Genomic DNA, 19,562 nt, shown 5'->3' with positions numbered 1-19,562 from the left:
CTCACCGGAGTTTCGGGTCGAAGGCGTCTCGGATCGCGTCGCCGAGCATGATGAACGCCAGCACGGTCAGCGCGAGGAAGGTCGACGGGACGATCAGCGGGGTGGCCGACTCCCGCATGTGCACCCGGCCGTTGTTGATGTCGATGCCCCAGGAGATCGTGGGTTCCTTGAGCCCGATGCCGAGGAAGGAGAGTGTCGCCTCGGCCGCGATGAACGATCCGAGCGCGATGGTCAGCACCACGATGGCGGGGGCGAGCGTGTTGGGCAGGATGTGTCGCCACATGATCCGGCTGTTGCTCGCGCCGAGCATCCGGGCGGCGGAGACGTAGTCCTGCTCCTTCGCGGTGATCACCGACGAGCGGACCACCCGGGCCGTCGTCGTCCAGCCCAGCACCGCCAGGACGAAGATGACGGCCGCGATGCGGATCGTCGCGCTGTCGCTGGCGACTCGCTTGAGCAGCACGATCGCGGCGAGCAGCAGCGGGATACCGAGCACGATGTCGATCACCCGGGAGAGGATGGCGTCGATCCACCGGCCGAAGTACCCGGCGAGCATGCCGACGGTGAGCGCGATCAGCCCGGTGAGCAGCGCCGAGAGGGCGCCGACCAGGAGCGAGGCGCGGGCGCCGTAGACCGCCCGGGCGTACGTGTTGCAGCCCTGGAAGTCGTACCCGAAGATCGCTCCGCCGGACGGGCCGGCGTGCTGTCGGGAGAGGAGGCAGTCGGCCGGGTCGGCGGCGGTGAACAGCGCGGGCACGGCGGCCATCGCGGTGACCACCAGGACCAGGGCGGAGCTGATCCAGAAGATCGGCTTTCGCCGTAGGTCCCGCCAGGCGTCGCCGGCGAGGCTGCGGGGTCGGCCGGGGGTGACGGAGGTACCGCCGACCTGGTTCGGCGCGTGGGGTTCGCCGGAGGGGCCGCGCCGGGCGTTGGGGTCCTCCGACCCGGCCACCGTCTGGAAATCACTCATAGCGGATCCTCGGGTCGAGTACGGCGTAGAGCACGTCCACCACCAGGTTGGCGACGAGGTAGACCACGACCAGCACGCTGACGATCCCCACCACCAACGGGCCGTCCTCGGTACGGATAGCGCGGAAGAGGTTGAAACCGACCCCGGGGATGTTGAACACCCCTTCGGTGATGATCGCGCCGCCCATCAGGTTGCCCAGCTCGACGCCGAGGAAGGTGACCACCGGGATGAGCGAGTTGCGCAGTACGTGGACGCTGACGATCCGTCGTTTGACCAGGCCCTTCGACCGGGCGGTGCGGACGTAGTCGGCGCGCAGGTTCTCGGCCACCGAGGTTCGGGTCAGCCGCAGCGCGGTGGCCAGGGAGAGGGAACCGAGGACGATCCCGGGCAGGAGGAGCGCGTAGAAGTCGGGGTCGGCGCCGGCGGTGGGCGGGAAGAGCTGCCACCGGACGCCGAGGAGGTACTGCGCGATGGGTGCCAGCACGATGGTCGGCACGGCAAGGACGACCAGGGTCAGCAGCAGCGTCGAGTTGTCGAAGATGCTGGCCCGGCGAATTCCGGCGAGCACACCGGCGGTGACTCCGACGAGCACGGTAACCGTCATCGCGATCAGGGCCAGCTTGATCGTCACCGGCCAGGCGGCGGCGAGGATGTCGCCGATCTGTCGCCCGGTGAGGGATTCGCCGAGGTCGCCCTGGAGCAGGTTCCGGATGTAGTCGAAGTAGCGGTAGAAGAAGCCGTCGATACCGGTCCGGTCCAGGTGGAACTTCTCCGTCAGGTATGCCCGTTGGGCGTCGGTGACCGGGCGTTCGCCGGCGAGTGCCTGGATGGGGTCACCCTGACCGGCGAACATCAGCGCGTAGACGATCAGCGTGGTCCCGAAGAAGGCGAGGACCATCTGGAGCAGTCGTCGCAGAATAAAGCGGACCATACTAGGCAGTCTCTCTGAAAAAGGGCGAAGGGGAGGCGTGGTCGGGTCACCAGCTACCCGGTGACCCGACCACGCCGCTCGTTACGGAACTACTGGACTGCCTCGATCTTCAGCAGGTCGACCCGGTTGAAGAGGTCCAACTCCACGTTCGTGACGTTGCTCGAGTGCCCGAAGACGTTCTGGCCGTAGCGCAGCGGGATCACCGGCATGTCCTCGGCCAGCAGGTCTTCGGCCTGCTGGTACTTCGCGATCGCCTCCTCCTCGGAGGCCGCCGCCGAACCCTCGGCGACCAGCTTGTCGAACTCGGGGTTCTCGTAGCCGTAGAAGTTCGACGAGCCGTTGCTGCTGTACAGCGGGCCCAGGTAGTTCTCCATGGACGGGTAGTCCATGACCCAACCCATCCGGAACAGGCCGACCGGCTGCTCCGCCTTGACCTTCGTCAGCAGGTCGGAGAACTTCGGCTCGGCGCTGCCGACGCACTCCACACCCAGGTTCGCCCGGAGCTGGTTGCAGGTGGCGTCGACCCAGTCCTTGTGGCCGCCGTCGCCGTTGTACGAGATCTCGATCTGGCTCGGGCCGCCCGCGCTCTCGTAGAGCGCCTTGGCCTTGGCCGGGTCGAAGGTACCCGCGTCGCCGATGGTGTTGTCGCGGTAGCCCGCGACAACCGGGGAGACGAACGAGCGGGCCGGCGCCTGCGAGTCCTTGAAGACCGCCTTCGTGATCTCCTCCCGGTCGATCGCCATCGAGATCGCCTTACGCACGTCCGGGTCGCTGAACTCCTCCTGGTAGGTCGGGAAGGAGAGGAACTGGAAGGACGACCCGGGGCTGGTCTGGAACCGGTCCCCCAGGTCGGTGGGGGCCGTCGACAGGTTCTCGGTCGGGATCACCTTGATCACGTCGAGGTTGTCCGAGAGGACATCCGCGTACGCGGCGGCGGGCTGCTGGTAGATCCGGAACTCGACGCCCGCCACCTTCGGCTGCTCGCCGGGGAAGGCGTCGTACCGCTCGACCTCGACCCGGGCGTCGTGCTGCCAGGTGCCCTTCATCTGGAACGGGCCCTGCCCGATCGGCGCCTGCTCGTAGCCCTCGTCGAGCACGCCCGGCTCCGAGAATGCGGCCTTCGGCAACGGGTAGAAAGCGTTGTACCCGAGCATGGTCCGGAAATCGGAGTACGGCGCGGACAGGGTGACGGTGAACGTCAGGTCGTCAACCTTCTCCAGGCCGGACAGCGTCTGCGCCGCCGGGGTCTCGCCCTGCAGCTCCTCGTACCCGGCGATCTTCTCGAAGAAGTAGCTCGAGCCCTGGCCGTTCGGGGCGTAGGCGCCGTAGTTCCAGGCGTCGATGTAGTTGTCGGCGGTGACCGGTTCGCCGTTGTGGAAGGTGTAGCCGTCCTTGAGCGTGATCGTCCAGGTGATGTTGTCCTCGGACGTCACCGACTCGGCTGCCACCTCGTACGCCTGGTGGGCGTCGTCGTAGTCGACCAGCGGGCTGAACAGGGCAGCGAGCACCTGCGAGCCACTGGTCTCGTTGGTGTTGGTCGGAACCAGATGCTGCGGCTCGGCGATCTCGATCCGCACGGCCGCGTTGGGGTCGGTCCCGCCGGAACCACCGCTGCCGGAGCCGCAGGCCGTCAGGCCCAGGGCAACCGCGAGCGGGAGGGCCGTCCAGGCGGCGAGTCTACGAACGCGCATGAAGCCTCCTCATCCTCACGCTGCGCAGGACCCGACGTTGGGTAACGCTGCGCAACGACCGGCAACGGTAGGCCGCCGGTCAGCGATCGACAACGGAAGGGTTGCGAAGCCGTAACGGAGGGTGGGGAGGAGGCTTGTCTGGGGCACCCCTCCGTGCTAGGGATCCGTGGCTGAACTGCACTTTTGTCCCACTGGATGGGTGGATCGGGCGGGGGTGTCGACCCGCAACGGCGACACCGAACCCGCCGTCGCCGACCCGTCCGGCGTGCCCCCGCCCGCAGTTGGTCGTCCAGGTTTGGGTCATTCTGCGCTACTCAGAGTGACTTATTGCACGTGACGGGCGGTCCCGGGTGTCCCCGGTCACCACCGTGTCGGCCGTCGGCTGCCCGGGTCGTCGGCTCCGCACGGTGGCCGGCGTGAGACGATCTGGAGGTGACGGCGACGCTTCTGGATGGCAAGGCGACCGCATCCCAGATCAAGGATGAGCTGCGGGTGCGCGTGAAGGCTCTGGCGGAACGGGGTGTCACTCCCGGTCTCGGCACCGTCCTGGTCGGCGGCGATCCTGGCTCCCAGGCGTACGTCAACGGCAAGCATCGGGACTGCGCCGAGGTCGGCGTCGCCTCGCTTCGTCGGGAGCTCCCGGCCGACGCCTCGCAGGAGCAGGTGGACGCCGTGCTGGCGGACCTGAACGCCGATCCGGCCTGTCACGGCTACATCGTGCAGCTGCCGCTCCCCGGCCACCTCGACACCCAGCGGGTGCTGGAGCTGATCGACCCGGACAAGGACGCCGACGGTCTGCACCCGGTCAACCTGGGCCGGCTGGTGCTCGGCTACCCGGGGCCGCTGCCCTGCACCCCGCGCGGCATCGTCGAGCTGCTCCGCCGGCACGACGTGGCGCTGCGAGGTGCCCGGGTTGTCGTGGTCGGTCGGGGTAACACGGTCGGCCGCCCGCTCGGACTGCTGCTCACCCGGCGCAGCGAGAATGCGACCGTCACCCTCTGCCACACCGGCACCCTCGACCTCACCGCGCACACCCGGGCCGCGGACATCGTGATCGTCGCGGCCGGGGTGCCGGGGCTCCTCACCGCCGACATGATCACGCCGGGTGCGGTGGTGGTGGATGTCGGTATCACCCGGGTGATCGGCCCCGATGGTAAGGGCCGCTACACCGGCGACGTGGATCCCGGCGTCACCGAGGTGGCCGGGTCCCTGGTCCCGATGCCCGGCGGAGTGGGGCCGATGACCCGCGCGATGCTGCTGACCAACGTCGTGGAGCGGGCCGAACGCGGCTGAGGTCCCGCAGCGGCACCGAAGCGCACGCATCGGGGGTGTAACCGTCCGCCCCTGACCGGATCGGTGCCAGGATGGCTGATACGGTCCGGAAAAACCGACTGGTATCAGGGAGTGGGACGTCAATGGGTAAGAAGGTCACTGTCGTCGGGGCCGGCTTCTACGGCTCCACCACCGCGCAGCGTCTGGCCGAGTACGACGTCTTCGACACCGTCGTGATCACCGACATCGTGGAGGGTAAGCCGGCGGGTCTCGCCCTGGACCTCAACCAGTCGCGGGCCGTCGAGGGCTTCGAGACCAAGTTGGTTGGCGTGACCACCGGCCCCAACGGCGAGGGCTACGAGGCCATCGAGGGCTCGGATGTGGTTGTTGTCACCGCCGGCCTGCCGCGTAAGCCGGGCATGAGCCGGATGGACCTGCTGGAGACCAACGCCAAGATCGTCCGGCAGGTAGCCGAGAACGTCGCCAAGTACGCGCCGAACGCCGTCGTGATCGTGGTCTCCAACCCGCTCGACGAGATGACCGCGCTGGCCCAGATCGCCACCCAGTTCCCGCACAACCGGGTGCTCGGCCAGGCGGGCATGCTGGACACCGCCCGGTTCACCAACTTCGTGGCCGAGGCGCTCGGCGTACCGGTGGCCTCGGTGCGGACGCTGACGCTGGGCTCGCACGGGGACACCATGGTCCCGGTGCCGTCGAAGAGCAGCGTGGCCGGCAAGCCGTTGCGCGAGGCGATGCCCGCGGAGCAGATCGAGGAGCTGGTGGTCAAGACCCGTAACGGTGGCGCCGAGGTGGTGGCGCTGCTGAAGACCGGCTCGGCCTACTACGCCCCGTCGGCCGCCGCCGCCCGGATGGCGAAGGCCGTCGCCGAGGACTCCGGCGACGTCATGCCGGTCTGCGCCTGGGTGGACGGGGAGTACGGCATCTCCGGCGTCTACCTCGGGGTGGAGGCGGAGATCGGCGCGCAGGGAGTCCGGCGGGTCGTCGAGACCGACCTGGACGCCGATGAGCTGGCCGCGCTGAAGGAGGCCGCCGAGGCGGTTCGCGCCAAGCAGGGCGACGTCGCCAGCATGTGATCATCCCGACGGCGGCCCCGCGGCCACCTGGTCCCGGGGTCACCCGGCCTGCGGCCACCTGGTCCCGGGGTCACCTGGTCCCGGGGTCACCTGGTCCCGGGGCCACCCGGCCGCGGGCCGCCGTCGCCTACGCGGAGGGCTCGGGGCCCGGGATGAGGCCGGCTGGGGAGGCCGAGATTGTTTGCAGTACGCTCGTACTGCTTGAGCATGTGTCCCCCGAGAGGAGCGCCGGCCGATGGCGAAGATCAAGGTAAACAACCCGGTCGTAGAGCTCGACGGCGACGAGATGACCCGGATCATCTGGAAGCAGATCCGGGAGCAGCTGATCCTGCCCTACCTCGACGTCGACCTGCGGTACTACGACCTCTCGATCCAGCACCGGGACGAGACCGACGACCAGGCCACCGTTGACGCCGCCAACGCGATCAAGGAGCACGGCGTCGGCGTCAAGTGCGCCACGATCACTCCGGACGAGGCGCGGGTCGAGGAGTTCGGCCTGAAGAAGATGTGGCGGTCGCCGAACGGCACCATCCGCAACATCCTCGGCGGCGTCGTCTTCCGCGAGCCGATCATCATGTCCAACGTGCCGCGGCTGGTGCCCGGCTGGACGAAGCCGATCATCATCGGCCGGCACGCCCACGGCGACCAGTACAAGGCCAGCGACTTCGTCGTTCCCGGGCCCGGCAAGGTCACCATCACCTACACCCCGACCGACGGCACCCAGCCGGTCGAGATGGAGATCGCCAACTTCCCCGGCGGCGGCGTCGCCATGGGCATGTACAACTTCGACGAGTCGATCCGGGACTTCGCCCGCGCCTCCATGCGGTACGGCCTCGACCGTGGCTACCCGGTCTACCTGTCGACCAAGAACACCATCCTCAAGGCGTACGACGGCCGGTTCAAGGACATCTTCGCCGAGGTCTACGAGGCCGAGTTCAAGGCCGAGTTCGAGGCGGCCGGCATCAGCTACGAGCACCGGCTGATCGACGACATGGTCGCCGCGGCGCTCAAGTGGGAGGGCGGCTTCGTCTGGGCCTGCAAGAACTACGACGGTGACGTGCAGTCCGACACCGTCGCGCAGGGCTTCGGCTCGCTCGGCCTGATGACGTCCGTGCTGATGACCCCGGACGGCCGTACCGTCGAGGCCGAGGCCGCGCACGGCACCGTCACCCGGCACTACCGGCAGTACCAGAAGGGCGAGAAGACCTCGACCAACCCGATCGCCTCGATCTACGCCTGGACCCGGGGCCTGGCCCACCGGGGCAAGCTGGACGGCACCCCGGCGGTTGCCGAGTTCGCCAACACGCTGGAGAAGGTCATCATCGAGACCGTCGAGGGCGGTCAGATGACCAAGGACCTCGCGCTGCTCATCTCGCGGGACGCCCCGTGGCTGACCACCGACGAGTTCATGAACGCGTTGGACGAGAACCTGGCCCGCAAGCTCGCCTGATCAATTCCGACCGGCGGGGCCGCCGACTACCGATTGGGTAGTCGGCGGGGCGGGGTCGAGCCGGCGGGGCGGGGTCGAGCCGGCGGGTAGCGCGACTTTCTCCGGCGCGCCTCGTTGACCCAGATGGACGAGATGCCAGTCGCGTCCAGGAAAGTTGACCGTGGTCGCCCACGATGTGCGCCGCCCGTCAGCTTCCCGGCTGTCGCGCACAGCCAGCCGTCCCTTCCCAGCGGGGGGCCCTGTCCCGGGCCCCCCGCGCCCCGGTTCTGAGCCCTTCCCGGCTCCCGGTTCCGGTTCCGGTTCCGGGAAACTATCCGCTCGGGTGGCGGGGCTCGACCCACCCCGTCTCGGCCAGTTGGTGCAGGACCGCCTGCACCGCCTCCTCCACCGACAGGTCGGTCGTGTCGAGTGTGAGGTCAGCGTCGGTCGGCTCCTCGTACGGGTCGTCCACTCCGGTCATCCCGGTCAGCAGGCCGGCGCGGGCGCGCGCGTACAGGCCCTTCCGGTCCCGCTGCTCGCAGACCTCCAGCGGGGTGGAGACGTGGATCAGTAGGAAGCCAGCCCCGGTGGCCAGCGTCATCTTTCGAGCGGCGGCCCGCGCCTGCTCGTAGGGGGCGATCGGGCAGCAGATCGCCACCCCGCGGTGCCGGGCGATCTCGGCAGCCACCCAGCTGATCCGGCGGATGTTGGTGTCCCGATCGGCCTTGCTGAAGCCGAGCCCCGCCGACAGCTCCCGGCGCACGATATCGCCGTCGAGCAGGGTGACCGTCCGTTCGCCCTGCTCCCGTAGGGCATCGGTGAGACCACGGGCGATGGTGGACTTGCCGGAACCGGAGAGGCCGGTCAGGAAGATGACCAGTCCTCGGTAGCGGCGGGGTGGGCGGGCGTGTACCAACTCCTTCGCCACCGCCGGGGGAGTGTGCCACTCCGGCAGCGGGAATCCCCGGTCCAGCAGGTCGTCGATCTCGGCCTGGGTCAGGGCCTGCCGCCGGTTGCGCGGCGGGATGTCCTCCCGCCACCGCCACTGCCCGTCGCGGTTGTCGTAGGCCAACTCCCGTGGGACCAGCACCCGCAGCCCGGCACCGGAGAGCGTCTCGCCGGTGGAGAGCAGATGGGTCACCCCGTACGCCGCCGAGACCCGTGCCCGGAGCAGCGCGTCGGCGATCTCCTCGCGTCGGCGGGGCAGTGGAACGGCGACCAGGGTCGCCGGCGGCATCCGGTCCCGGGCGGCGAAGACGCTGCGCACCAGGGCCTCCGGCGGCAGCTCGCCGCCGTCCGCGCCGACCGGGATCAACACCAGCAGGTGGGCGCCGAGGGTACGGGTCGCGTGGGCGATCTGGGCGAGCTGCGGCCGGTGTAGCGGCCGGTCGGCGACCACCCCGAGCACCCGGCCGGGTGGCAGCAGTGAGCGAATCTCCTCCGGGGTGCGGCGCAGCCGCTGGAACGGGCCGTGCCCGCCGTCACCGAGCCGGCGAACCGGACCGCCGACCCCCGTCACCCCGTCGCGGACCGGCCAGGTGTCGGCGACCTCCAGCGCGGCCATCGGGGCCCCCTCGCCGTCGGTCAGCACCAACGTGCGGTGGGCCGGATCGCGGGCGTCGAGTCGCTCGACGAGGGCCGCGGGCACCTGGAGCGTTACCGGCACCGACCAGGGAACGCCGTCGGTGAGCCGGCCCCGCCGGCTCACCGAGACCAGGTCGGCGCGGGTCATGAAGCCGGTCAGCGGGGTGTACGCCCCGGTGAGGAGTAGCTCCAGGTCGGCCAGTTCACCCGGGCGGGGCGAGTACGCCGGCGCGTCCCGCAGCACCTCGTCGGGCGGCACCCAACCGTTACTCATGAACCCCCCAAATCACTGTTCGGCATTAGTTTCTCAGCCGACCGGGGGATCGGTCGAGTGCCACTCCAGGAGATGGGGGCGTGGCCGGACTTCAGGCAGTGGCCAAGGGGGCCGCGCCGAAGGACACCGCGAACCGTTTGCACCAGATTGACACGCTGGTCAGCTTGTCCAGGTCCACCTCGGCCGGGATGTCGTACGCCTGGTCACCGCGGTTGCCCTTGAGCCGGCCCAACTCGACCCAGTGGCCGTCGTCGAACACATGCCACCCAGCCTCGCCGCTCTGCACCGGCTGGTCGGTCAACCAAACCCGCAGGTCAGGGCCGTTGGAGGTGGCCAGGCCGACCAGTTCCAGGCGCAGTTTGCCCTCGGCCGTGCGGATGATCCGGGCGGTGCCGCTGGTGTCGTGTTCGTGGGTGATGAACTCGCCGCTGCGCACGATCACCGGGCCGGCGTCCGAGACGGAGCCCCCATCCGGAGTGGAGCCTCCGGCGGTCGTGGAGTTGGCCGGCGATGACGGCGCATCGGTGGCCACGACCGACAGTTCTTCGTTCACCTCGGTGTCGGTGACCAGTTTCCACGGCTGGAACCAGTAGAGACCGAAGGCGGTGCCGGCGGCGAGAACGATGACCGCGACCCAGGTGAGCGGGGCGCGCAGCAGTCTTGAGGCCATACGTCCAGTCTGCCGGTCGGGGCCGGTGGGTGAAATTACCGGAGGCTTACGATTGCCGCCCCTACGGGAATGATCAGGGGCGCGTCGGGTGTCGGCGGCGGGCGGCGCCTGCCTAGGCTGGGAGCGTGGCACTCATTGCGACCGAGTCGCTGACCAAAACCTACCGGGGTGGGGTCACCGCGCTGGCTGATCTGACCGTCGTGGTCGAGCCCGGCATCGTCGGTCTCGTCGGCGCGAACGGCGCCGGCAAGTCCACCCTGATCAAGATCCTGCTCGGCCTGCTCCCGCCGACCAACGGGCAGGTCCGGGTCCTCGGCCTGGATCCGACCACCCAGCCCGACCAGGTCCGGGCGCGCGTCGGCTACATGCCCGAGCACGAGGCCCTGCCACCCGACCTCACCGCCGCCGAGCTGGTTACTCACCTCGGCCGGGTCAGCGGCCTGCCGCGGACGGTGGCCCGGGAGCGGGCCAGCGAGGCACTGCGACACGTCGGGCTCTACGAGGAGCGCTACCGCCCGGTCGGCGGCTACTCGACCGGCATGAAGCAGCGGGTGAAGCTCGCGCAGGCCCTGGTGCACGACCCGGACCTGCTGCTGCTCGATGAGCCCACCAACGGGCTCGACCCGGCCGGGCGGGACGCGATGCTCGCCCTGATCCACCGGATCGGCACCGAGTTCGGCATCTCGGTGCTGGTCTGCTCGCACTTGCTCGGCGAGGTCGAGCGGATCTGCGACACGCTGGTCGCCATCGACGGCGGCCGGCTGCTGCGGGCCGACCGGATCGACGCCATGACCTCGGCCACCGACGTGCTCGCGGTGGAGGTCAGCGAGGGCACCGAGGAACTGGCCGCCCACCTGGCCGCGCTGCGGCTGCCGGTCCGCCGGGACGGCCGCCTGCTCCTCGTCGAGCTGGCCGATGACGACACCTATGATCAGATCCTCGGCGCGGTCGCCGAGCTGGACCTGCCACTGCACCGGTTGGACCAGCGTCGCCACCGGGTGGCCGAGTTGTTCGCCACGAGGGAGCCCAGCCATGTCTGAGTCGACCGGAGTCATTCACGACATCGGCTACCAGCGCTACTCGGGCCCCCGCCTCGGCCGTGGTCCGGTTTTCGCCGCGCTCTACCTGCACGGGCTGCGCACGGTCTTCGGCTTCGGCCGCAGCGCCAAGGCGAAGATCTTTCCCTGGCTGGTGGTGGGCATCGTGATCGTGGTCGCCGCCGTGGTCGCCGCCGTCCGGAGTCAGATCGGTCAGGTGGTGATCACGTACGCGCAGTTCGCCGACACGATGAGCTGGCTGATCATCTTCTTCGCCGCCGTCGCCGCACCCGAACTGGTCAGTCGCGACCTGCGCAGCGGAGTGCTGCCGCTGTACTTCTCCCGGCCGCTGGCCCGGTCGGACTATCCGCTGGCCAAGCTCCTCTCCCTGGTCACCGCGCTCTGGTTGTTGCTCGGCGGCCCGCAGCTGGTGATGTTCCTCGGCGCCGCCTTCACCACCGAGGAGGGGCCACGGGGGGTCTGGAACGAGCTGCTCGACCTGCTGCCGGGCCTGCTCTACGCCGGCCTCTGGGCGGCGGTCTTCGGCGCGATCGGGCTGTTGGTCGCCGCGCTCACCGGCAAGCGGGCGTTCGCCGCCGGCGGGATCGTCGCGGTCTTCCTGATGACCACGCCGATCGTCGGCATCCTCGCCATCCTGCCCGCGCAGACAATCAATGAGCTGGCCTTCCTCGCCTCCCCCATGACCATGGTCAACGGCGTGGGCACCTGGGCGCTCGGTGACCTGCTCTTCGAGGGCGGGGGTGGGCTGCCCATCGGTGGGTTCGGCCCGCTCTACGCCCTCGCGGCCGTGCTGCTCGTGGCCGGCTGTGTCGTCCTCCTGTTGGCCCGCTACCGGAAGGTGGCCACCCGATGAGCGTGACCAGTGTGGAGCCGAGGTCGACGCCGGCCCCCACGGGCAGCCGACTAGATCTGGCGGGGGTCTCCCGCTGGTACGGCAACGTGGTCGCCGTCAACGACGTCAGCATGAGTCTGGGGCCGGGGGTCACCGGCCTGCTCGGCCCCAACGGTGCCGGTAAGACGACGCTGCTGCACATGATGGCCGGCTTCCTCGCGCCGTCCCGTGGCGCGGTGACCCTGGACGGGGCGCCCACCTGGCGCAACCCCGAGGCCTATCGGCGACTGGGCCTGGTCAGTGAACGGGAGGCCGTGCACACCTTCCTCACCGCGTACGAGTTCGTGCTGGCCAGTGCGCGGATGCACCAGCTGCCGGACCCGGCGGAGGCGGCTCACCGGGCGATCGCCCTGGTCGAGCTGGAGGGGGCGCAGTCCCGCCGGATCGGCACGTACTCCAAGGGCATGCGGCAGCGGGCGCGGGTGGCGGCGGCGCTGGTCCACGACCCGCAGGTGCTGTTGCTCGACGAGCCGTTCAACGGGATGGACCCGCGACAGCGGCTGCACATGATGGACCTGCTGCACCGCCTCGGCGGCGCCGGGCGCACCATCCTGTTCAGCTCGCACATCCTGGAGGAGGTCGAGCAGCTCTCCGGCACGGTGCAGGTGATGGTCGCCGGCCGGCTCGCCGCCTCCGGCGACTTCCGGACGATCCGCCGACTGATGACCAACCGGCCGCACGTCTTCGCGGTGCGGTCCACCGACGATCGGGCGCTCGCGGTGGCGCTGATGGCGGAACCGTCGGTGACCGGCGTGGAGCTGGGCCAGGCCGGGCTGACCGTGCGGGTGAGCGACTACGGCGCGTTCACCCGGGTGCTGCCCAAGGTCGCCCCGGCCCGGGGGATCCGGGTGCGGCAGCTGGTGCCCGAGGACGAGTCCCTGGAGAGCGTGTTCTCCTACCTGGTGGAGGCCTGACCATGTCGACTGTTTCCTGGATCACCGCCCGGGGGCTCCTGGGGCGGCGTCGTTTCCTGCTGCTGTTCCCGCTGCCGGTGCTGCTGGTTCTGCTCGCGGTGCTCTCCCGCTCGCTGGGGGTGGATCCCGGCGAGTGGGGGCCGCCGGTGCTGGTCGGTCTCGGGTTGGCCGTGGTGCTGCCGGTGATCGCGTTGATCGTCGGGACCGGGGTGCTCGGCGCGGAGATCGACGACGGCACCGTGGTGCACATCCTCACCAAGCCGTTGCCGCGCTGGCAGATCGTGCTGCCGAAGCTGGCGGTGGCGGCCGGGGTCACCGCGGTCACCGTCGCCGTACCGCTGTATGTGGCCGGTGTCCTCGCCAGCTCGGTCCGGGTCGGTCTGGCGCTCGCCGTCGCCGCCTCCATCGGTGCGCTGGCCTACTGCGCGTTCTTCCTCGCGCTCAGCCTGGTCACGCGGCGTCCGGTGCTGCTCGGGCTGGTCTACGTGCTGATCTGGGAGGGGCTGCTGGGCAACTTCGTCACCGGGACGAAGGTGCTCTCCATCCAGCAGTACGTGATCGCGCTCGCCGACCGGTTCGCCCCGACCCAGCTACTCGCCACGGATGTCTCGGTGCCGGTCGCGGCGGTGATGAGCACGTTGATCGCGGTCGGTTTCACCGCCCTGGCGGTTGATCGGCTCCGGTCGTTCAGCGTGGCCGGCGAAACCAGCTGAGGCAGGTCAGCGCCGCACCAGTGGATCGTCGGCGGGGTCTACTCCGGACAGCGCGGGGTCAGGGTGAGTCGTCCAACGTGTGGCAGCCGCAGGCGGTGTGGTGCTGCGCGCCGATTCGTTCGCTGCTGAGCCAGCCGCGTTGGCCGACCTCAATGCCGAGGGCCAGCCGCCCCGCGACTCCGAGCGTCCGGGTCAGCCGGTCGAGGTGCCGGCGTAGCGTGCGTTCGCTGATGTGGAGCTCCCGTGCGGCGGCGGCGTCATCCTTACCGGAGGCTTTGGACCTCAGAATGGCGATCTGCAGCGACGTTGGGCTGACATCTGTCTTCGACATGGGTCCTGCGGCCCTTTCCCCGTGGCGCGGCCCCCGGTTGCCCAGAGGCAGCCCAAGGGGTCGAACCATCATCGGGGCCCCTACCCTGCCTGTCAACAGGTCCGGTTGGTCGCCGAGGAGATCAACGAGCGGACCGGGCTCGAGGTGGACATCATGCTGGGGGCGTCGCGGTCACCGCAGGCCATCAGCCTGCCCGAGGGCGAGCTGGGCCGTCCGGCACTCAGCCTGACCGAACTGTGGACCAAGAAGGGCGTCGCCGCCGTCATCACCGAGGCCGTCGACCGCAAGAGCCTCCTGTTGTTCGTACTGGTGCTGGTCGTCTGCGCCCTCTTCATCGGCAACGCCTCGGCGGCCGCGGTGCGGACCCGTCGCACCGAGCTTGGCATCCTGGCCTGTGTGGGCTGGTCCCGGCGGGCCCGGTTCACCCTGGTGCTCGGCGAGCTGATGCTGTTGGCGGTGGTCGCGGGCCTCGTCGGCGCCGGGATCGCCTGGACGACTGCTGGTGCCCTGGGGCTGACGTTGAGCTGGCAGCACTGCCTGCTGGCGATCCCCGCAGCAATTGTGATCTCCGCCGGTGCGGGCCTGATCCCGGCCTGGTCCGCCTCCCGGGTGGTGCCCATGGCCGCCGTCCGGCCCGCGGTCGCGACGGGGCGCCGTACCTCCCTCCGGTTCCGAGTCGTCGGCCTGGGGCTGGCCAACCTGCGGCGTCGCAGCTCCCGGAGTCTGCTCGGCGGGGCGGCACTGGCGCTGGGCACCAGCGCCCTGACGCTGCTCGTCGCGATCACCACCCAGTTCGAGGGGAGGCTGGTCGGCACCCTGCTCGGAGATGTGGTCTCCGTCCAGGTACGCGAGGCCGACTACGCGGCGGTCATCGCGATGTTGGTCCTGGCGGTGATCTGCGTGGCGGACGTGCTCTATCTCAACGTACGCGAGCGGGCGGCCGAGTTCGCGACCCTTCGCGCCACCGGCTGGACCGAGACGAGCATCGCCGCCCTCATCGCGGTGGAGGGGGTCGCTGTCGGCCTGCTCGGATCCCTGGTCGGAGCCGGCGTGGGCGTGGCGGCAGCGCTGGGGCTCAGCGGGTCCGCTGACTCGCTGAACGCGCTGCTGGTCCTGGGGGGAGTGACCGCAGTGGCCGGAGCGGCGGTCGCCGCCCTCGCTCTCGTCGCGCCGATCACCGCCCAGCGCCGGCAGAACACCGTTCGCCTGCTCGCCGAGGACGATTGAGGGATGACGACAGTGTCAGCTGAAGCCGAGGTCAGCCCCGGCACGTCGGACGACGACGTGATGGTGCGCGTGACCGACCTGACCAAGGTGTACGAAACCGGTGCCGCGCATCCGATCAGTGCCTGCGATCGGATCAGCCTGGCCGTCGAGCGTGGGAAGCTCGTGGCGGTGACGGGACCGTCCGGCTCGGGCAAGTCCACTCTCCTGCACCTCATCGGGGCGCTGGACAGCGCTGACAGCGGCACGATCATGGTGGACGGTCGTGAGGTGACGGCGCTGCGGGGTCGGGAGCTGGCTGGCTACCGACGCACGATCGGCTTCGTCTTCCAGCGTTTCCACCTGCTGCCGACCCTGACCGCCCTGGACAATGTCATGGCACCGGTGCTCCCGCTGAAGGTCGCTTTCGACAAGAAGGAACGTGCCCGCGAACTCCTGGCTGAGGTTGGACTCGCCGGGCGCGAGGATGCGCTGCCGTCGAAGCTATCCGGGGGGGCAGCAGCAACGCGTGGCGATTGCCCGTGCGCTGATTCAGCGACCGAGCCTGCTGCTGGCGGACGAGCCGACCGGAAATCTCGACTCGCAGACCGGGGCGCAGATCATCGATCTGCTGTTCAACCTCCGCACCACGGCGAAAACCACAATCATGATCGCGACGCACGACGAGGGGCTGGCGGACCGCTCGGACCAGATCGTTCAGGTCCGGGACGGCAAGGTGGTCAGCGCCGTCGGGCCCGGTGTCGCCTGACCTGCTTCTCCGCTCAGCTAAGGGAGTCCAGCCACTGGCGGTGCAGCGCGGCGTACCGTCCGTTGTTGTGGACCAGTCGCGCCGGTGGACCGTCCTCGACGATCCGTCCCGACTCCAGCACCACCACCCGGTCGGCGATCTCGACGGTGGAGAGCCGGTGCGCGATCACCAGCGCGGTACGGTCCCGCAGAATGGTGGCCAGGGCCCGCTGGACCGTTCGTTCGGTCGGGACGTCGAGGGACGAGGTCGCCTCGTCGAGGATCAGTACCGCCGGGTCGGCCAGGAACGCCCGAGCGAACGCGACGAGCTGCCGCTGACCGGCCGAGAGCCGGCTGCCGCGGCGATGCACCTGGGTCGCGTACCCGTCGGGCAGCGCGGTGATGAACTCGTCCGCGCCGATCGCCTTCGCCGCCGCCACCACCGCGGCGTCGTCGGCATCCGGCCGGCCGAAGCGGATGTTCTCCGCGACCGTACCGCCGAAGAGGTGGGTTTCCTGTGTGACCAGGACGAGTGCCTGCCGCAGCTCGGCGTCGGCGATGTCCCGCAGGTCCACGCCCCCCAGCGAAACGGCGCCCGTGTCCGGGTCGTGGAAACGGGCGAGCAGCTTCGCGATGGTCGACTTGCCGGCACCGGTCGCCCCGATCAGCGCGACGGTCTGTCCAGCCGGGATATCCAGATCCAGCCCGTGCAGGATCGGGGACTGCGGGTAGTACCCGAAGGCGACCGAGTGGAACGTCACCGCACCGCGCCCGGCTCCCGCGGCCGGCAGCGGCACCGGGCGGGCTGGCTCCGGTACGTCCGGTCGCTCGTCCAGCACCCCGGCGAGCTTCTCCAGCGCCGCGGTGGCTGACTGCAGCGAGTTGTAGAACTGGCTCAGCTCCTGCATCGGCTCAAAGAACCGACGCAGGTAGAGCAGGAAGGCGGCGAGCACCCCGACCTCGGCGTGACCGTTGATGACGCGCCAGCCGCCGTAGCAGAGCACCGCGGCGATGGTCACGTTGCCGATCAGCTTGACCCCGGGTGAGTAGGTGGCGATCAGCTGGAACGCGTGCAGGCTGGCCCGTCGGTAGTCGTCGTTGACCCGGGTGAAGATCCGCTGGTTGCGCGGCTCGCGGCGGAACGCCTGCACCGCCCGGATCCCGCGCAGCGACTCGACGGCGTGCACGATAACCAGGGCGATGGTGTCCCGGGTCCACCGGTACGCGACGGCCGAGGTGCGGGCGAACCAGCGGGACAACCAGAACAGGAACGGGAAGGCCAGCAGCGTCACGGCGGCCAGCGGAAGGTCCAGCCAGAGCAGGATCGCCGCCACCGACAGGATTGACAGGGCGGCGAGGACCAGGCTGTCGATGCCGCCGCCGACCAACTCGCCGATGGAGTCCAGGTCGCTGGTGAGCCGGGAGACCATCCGCCCGGAGGTGTACCGCTCGTGGAAGGTGACCGACAGGCGCAGGAAGTGCCGGTACACCCGGCGTCGGAGGTCGAGGAGCACCGCCTGACCGATCCGGGCGGAGCGGATGAGGAAGCCGCGGCGGGCGGCGTACTCGGCGACCGTGGCGACGACGAACGCGGCCGCGATATACGCCAGCGGCCCGGCGTCACCGGCCCGCAGCGGCGGAATGGCGCGGTCGATGCCGAGCATCACCAGATACGGTCCGGCCATGCCCGCCACGTTCTGGATGAGCAGCAGCGCGACGGCGACGGCGAGCTGTCGGCGGTGCGGGTGGAGCAGGTTGCGCAGCAGCGCCCGGCTGCGGGCGCGCAGCCGGGCCACCGCCGCCGGGTCGGTGTCCTCGGCGCGGCTGCGGTCGGCGTCCGGGTCGACCGCGATCCCGCGCCAGTTCTCCTGGGCCGGCCGCGGTCTCGGCACGGGGACGGCCGACAGCGGGTCACCGCCCGGATCTGGGCCATCGGTCACGAGTGCACCAGGCCGTTGGGGCTTGGATCGCCCGCCGGTGGCCCTGGTTCGGCTGAGAGCAGGGCACGGTACGCCGGCACGGTGGCGAGCAGGTCGGTGTGCCGGCCCAGCGCGGTGATCCGGCCGGCCTCCAGCAGGGCGACCCGGTCGGCGAGCGCGATCGTGGCCGGTCGGTGCACCACGACCAGCGTTGTCGTGTCGGGCAGAGCCCGGCGTAGCGCCGTCTCGACCAGCGCCTCGGTGCGCACGTCGAGAGCGGACAGGGGGTCGTCGAGTAGGAGCAGGGCGGGGCGGCTGAGTACCGTCCGGGCGAGCGCGAGCCGCTGTCGCTGCCCGCCGGAGAGGGACAGGCCCTGCTCGCCGACCCGGGTCGCCAAGCCCCACGGCAGGTCGTAGGCGAAGGTGGCCTGCGCCAGCGTGAGCGCGGCCCGGACCTCGTCGTCACCGGCGTCGGGCCGGCCCAGGGTCACGTTCTCCCACACCGACATGGAGAAGAGCGTCGGCTCCTCGAAGGCCACCCCGACCAGCCGGCGCAGCGTCGCCAACTGCAGGTCCCGCACGTCGTATCCGTCGATGGTGATGTGGCCGCCGGTCACGTCGTGCAGCCGGGGCACCAGCGACAGCAGGGTGCTCTTGCCGCAGCCGGTCGCACCGACCAGCGCCACCGTCTCGCCCGGCTCGATGGTGAGGTCGACGTCGCGCAGCACGGGCTCGCGGGCACCCGGGTACCGGAACGAGACACCCGAGAACCGCAGCCGACCGAGGAGCTGGGTGCGGGGTGGTGCGGCGGCGTCGGGAGCGTCCAGGATCGCGGGTGGGGTGTCCAACACCTCCCGGATCCGGTCGGCCGCGGTCGCCGCCTCCTGCCCGCCCGCGATGATCCACCCCAGGCCCTGCACCGGCCAGATCAGCAGGAGCTGGAGGCTGACGAAGGCCACCAGCTCGCCGATGGTGAGCGTGCCGGCCGCGGCGGCGGCCGCGCCGGCGACGAGGACGACGCCCAGGGTCAGGTTCGGCACCAGGTCGAGCCGGGCGGAGGTGTCGGCGAGCAGCCGTCCCTTGCCGACCGCGGTGTCGTGTAGCGCTCGGGAGCTGACGGCGAACCGGGCGGCCAGCTCCGGCCCGCGCCCGTACGCCTTCGCCGTGCGGAGCCCCTGCGCGGTCTCCTCCACCAGCGTGGCCAGGTCGCCCTGCTGGTCCTGCATCCGTCGGGAGGCGGCGTGGTATGCCCGGGCGAACCGCCGGGCGAGCAGGAACAGCGGGACGGCGCTGACCGCCACGACCAGGCCCAGTACGGGGTGCAGCCGGATCAGCAGCGCCACCACCACGGCGTACGTGACCAGGTTCAGGGCGAGGAAGAGTAGGCCGAAGGAGAGGAACCGACGGATCGCCGAAAGGTCGGTGGTGATCCGGGAGAGGAGCTGGCCGGACTGCCACCGGTCGTGAAAGCTGGCCGGCAACCGCTGCAGGTGGGCGTAGATGTCGGCCCGGATGGCCGCCTCGATCCCGAGCGAGGAGGAGGACTGCACCCAGCGGCGGATGAAGATCAGCACTGCTTCGGCGAGCCCGAAGAGCAGCGCCAGCCCGGCGAGGCGGAACAGCCCGGCGGGATCCTGCCGCGCGACCGGCCCGTCCACCACCCGCTGGGCCACCAGCGGTACCGCGATCCCCGCCGCCACGGCGGCCAGGCCGGCGAGGAAGAGCCAGGCGAACTCCGGTGCGTATGGGCGTAGGTAGTGCCGCAGCTGCCAGAGGCTGTCGAGCGGATGTCGGCCCGTGGTGGGGCCCGGATAACCGTCAACCTCCGCGGGCACTACCCGACGTTACGTCTTTTAGGATCGTCGCCGGT

At 70.2% G+C, this 19,562-nt stretch carries 15 protein-coding genes and 2 pseudogenes; 9 read left to right on the top strand and 8 right to left on the bottom strand.

Annotated features, from left to right (window positions below; all coding sequences use genetic code 11):
* Position 1: 1 nt before the first annotated feature.
* The 3 genes from H0524_RS03860 to H0524_RS03850 form a co-directional block, all read right to left on the bottom strand.
* Positions 2–970, bottom strand: coding sequence for an ABC transporter permease (locus tag H0524_RS03860; protein ID WP_180197399.1), 969 nt, complete (start codon positions 968–970; stop codon positions 2–4).
* A complete protein-coding gene (locus H0524_RS03855) occupies positions 963–1,901 on the bottom strand; it encodes an ABC transporter permease (protein WP_180197398.1) in 939 nt (312 codons plus the stop codon). The genes H0524_RS03860 and H0524_RS03855 overlap by 8 nt, the downstream gene beginning before the upstream one ends.
* 89 nt (positions 1,902–1,990) lie before the next feature.
* Positions 1,991–3,592, bottom strand: a complete 1,602-nt coding sequence (locus tag H0524_RS03850; RefSeq protein ID WP_180197397.1) for an ABC transporter substrate-binding protein — start codon at positions 3,590–3,592, stop codon at positions 1,991–1,993.
* A gap of 432 nt (positions 3,593–4,024) precedes the next feature.
* On the opposite strand from H0524_RS03850, the gene H0524_RS03845 reads away from it, so the two are divergent.
* The 3 genes from H0524_RS03845 to H0524_RS03835 all read left to right on the top strand — a co-directional run bounded on the left by H0524_RS03845 (position 4,025) and on the right by H0524_RS03835 (position 7,408).
* The gene (locus H0524_RS03845; protein WP_180197396.1) at positions 4,025–4,885 is read left to right on the top strand and encodes a bifunctional methylenetetrahydrofolate dehydrogenase/methenyltetrahydrofolate cyclohydrolase; all 861 of its coding nucleotides are present in this window, start codon (positions 4,025–4,027) and stop codon (positions 4,883–4,885) included.
* Positions 4,886–5,007: 122 nt separating this feature from the next.
* A complete protein-coding gene (locus tag H0524_RS03840; protein WP_018726137.1) occupies positions 5,008–5,958 on the top strand; it encodes a malate dehydrogenase in 951 nt (316 codons plus the stop codon).
* A gap of 235 nt (positions 5,959–6,193) precedes the next feature.
* A complete protein-coding gene (locus tag H0524_RS03835; protein WP_018216947.1) occupies positions 6,194–7,408 on the top strand; it encodes an NADP-dependent isocitrate dehydrogenase in 1,215 nt (404 codons plus the stop codon).
* Between the two features lie 310 nt (positions 7,409–7,718).
* Here H0524_RS03835 and cysC read toward each other — a convergent pair whose 3' ends face one another.
* Together cysC and H0524_RS03825 are read right to left on the bottom strand one after the other, a co-directional pair.
* Positions 7,719–9,245 carry an adenylyl-sulfate kinase gene (gene cysC, locus H0524_RS03830; RefSeq protein WP_180197395.1) on the bottom strand — a complete coding sequence of 509 codons (1,527 nt, stop codon included), beginning with the start codon at positions 9,243–9,245 and terminating at the stop codon, positions 7,719–7,721.
* A 91-nt stretch (positions 9,246–9,336) separates the two neighbouring features.
* The gene (locus H0524_RS03825) at positions 9,337–9,915 is read right to left on the bottom strand and encodes a DM13 domain-containing protein (protein WP_180197394.1); all 579 of its coding nucleotides are present in this window, start codon (positions 9,913–9,915) and stop codon (positions 9,337–9,339) included.
* A gap of 125 nt (positions 9,916–10,040) precedes the next feature.
* Here H0524_RS03825 and H0524_RS03820 point away from each other — a divergent pair, with 125 nt between their 5' ends.
* From H0524_RS03820 to H0524_RS03805, 4 genes are read left to right on the top strand one after another with little or no spacing between them, the layout of a single operon-like run.
* The gene (locus tag H0524_RS03820) at positions 10,041–10,955 is read left to right on the top strand and encodes an ABC transporter ATP-binding protein (protein ID WP_018726134.1); all 915 of its coding nucleotides are present in this window, start codon (positions 10,041–10,043) and stop codon (positions 10,953–10,955) included.
* Complete coding sequence (locus H0524_RS03815; RefSeq protein ID WP_180197393.1) at positions 10,948–11,826, top strand: ABC transporter permease; 879 nt, start codon at positions 10,948–10,950, stop codon at positions 11,824–11,826. The genes H0524_RS03820 and H0524_RS03815 overlap by 8 nt, the downstream gene beginning before the upstream one ends.
* On the top strand, positions 11,823–12,779 hold the full coding sequence (locus tag H0524_RS03810; protein ID WP_018726132.1) for an ABC transporter ATP-binding protein: 957 nt from the start codon (positions 11,823–11,825) through the stop codon (positions 12,777–12,779). Before H0524_RS03815 ends, H0524_RS03810 begins: the two co-directional genes overlap by 4 nt.
* 2 nt (positions 12,780–12,781) lie before the next feature.
* Positions 12,782–13,492 carry an ABC transporter permease gene (locus tag H0524_RS03805; protein ID WP_180197392.1) on the top strand — a complete coding sequence of 237 codons (711 nt, stop codon included), beginning with the start codon at positions 12,782–12,784 and terminating at the stop codon, positions 13,490–13,492.
* A gap of 58 nt (positions 13,493–13,550) precedes the next feature.
* Here H0524_RS03805 and H0524_RS03800 read toward each other — a convergent pair whose 3' ends face one another.
* Complete coding sequence (locus H0524_RS03800; RefSeq protein WP_180197391.1) at positions 13,551–13,823, bottom strand: LuxR C-terminal-related transcriptional regulator; 273 nt, start codon at positions 13,821–13,823, stop codon at positions 13,551–13,553.
* Between the two features lie 93 nt (positions 13,824–13,916).
* Between H0524_RS03800 and H0524_RS03795 the strand changes: the two are divergent.
* Together H0524_RS03795 and H0524_RS03790 are read left to right on the top strand one after the other, a co-directional pair.
* Positions 13,917–15,050, top strand: a pseudogene (locus tag H0524_RS03795) (FtsX-like permease family protein); the annotation flags it as partial.
* Between the two features lie 3 nt (positions 15,051–15,053).
* Positions 15,054–15,795 (top strand): annotated as a pseudogene (locus H0524_RS03790) (ABC transporter ATP-binding protein).
* A gap of 13 nt (positions 15,796–15,808) precedes the next feature.
* Here the strand turns inward: H0524_RS03790 and H0524_RS03785 are convergent.
* A complete protein-coding gene (locus H0524_RS03785; protein ID WP_180197390.1) occupies positions 15,809–17,713 on the bottom strand; it encodes an ABC transporter ATP-binding protein in 1,905 nt (634 codons plus the stop codon).
* Positions 17,710–19,527, bottom strand: coding sequence for an ABC transporter ATP-binding protein (locus tag H0524_RS03780; protein WP_180197389.1), 1,818 nt, complete (start codon positions 19,525–19,527; stop codon positions 17,710–17,712). The genes H0524_RS03785 and H0524_RS03780 overlap by 4 nt, the downstream gene beginning before the upstream one ends.
* Positions 19,528–19,562 lie beyond the last annotated feature (35 nt).

The organism is Salinispora sp. H7-4, assembly GCF_013416675.1.
GTDB lineage: Bacteria > Actinomycetota > Actinomycetes > Mycobacteriales > Micromonosporaceae > Micromonospora > Micromonospora vitiensis.
This window is presented reverse-complemented; position numbering and strand designations above follow the sequence as displayed.